Genomic DNA, 709 nt, shown 5'->3' with positions numbered 1-709 from the left:
AATCGCTTCTGCGTATGGTCGACAGCCTGGATAACCACATTGGCCACATTGTGTTTGTGGAAGAATCGCGTCGATTTGATCCACGATAGGATCCGCTTCAACTTTAAAACGAATAGAAGCAAAACCAAGAATGGCGCCAAAAATCGCAGCAAGCACAGCGAGTGCGATGATCGCAATTAAAATCGTACTCATTGTTTACTTCACCAAACCTGTAAAGCCCATGAAAGCAAGCGACATTAAACCCGCAGTGATCATTGCAATCGATGCACCTTTAAATGGAACAGGCACGTCAGCCGCAGCGATACGCTCACGCATAGAAGCAAAAAGGATCAATACAAGCGAGAAACCGACGGCTGCACCAAAACCATAAATGATAGATTCGATGAAGTTATGATTCTCATTGATGTTGAGAAGTGCAACACCCAATACGGCACAGTTGGTCGTGATCAGTGGTAAGAAGATACCAAGCAAGCGATAAAGGGTCGGGCTAGTTTTGTGTACAACCATCTCGGTGAACTGTACCACGACAGCGATCACCAAAATAAAGCTCATGGTTCTTAAGTACTCGATACCGAGCGGTCGCAAGATATAGCTTTCCACTAAGTACGCACACACAGACGCAAGGGTTAGCACAAAAGTGGTTGCTACCCCCATGCCTATTGCTGTTTCCAACCACTTTTGTGCTAACCCCATGCCTATTGCTGTTTCC

The 709-nt window shown here is 45.8% G+C and carries 2 protein-coding genes; both read right to left on the bottom strand.

What is annotated here, in order from left to right; translation table 11 throughout:
* On the bottom strand, positions 1-192 hold a 192-nt coding region (locus R8N47_RS25220; RefSeq protein ID WP_318186109.1), incomplete at its 3' end, for an RnfABCDGE type electron transport complex subunit B.
* A gap of 3 nt (positions 193-195) precedes the next feature.
* On the bottom strand, positions 196-709 hold a 514-nt coding region (gene rsxA, locus R8N47_RS25215; RefSeq protein WP_318186108.1), incomplete at its 5' end, for an electron transport complex subunit RsxA.

It is taken from the genome of Vibrio sp. 2132-1, from assembly GCF_033344315.1.
The sequence above is the reverse complement of the archived record's forward strand: the minus strand, read 5'-3'. Positions and strand labels throughout refer to the sequence as shown.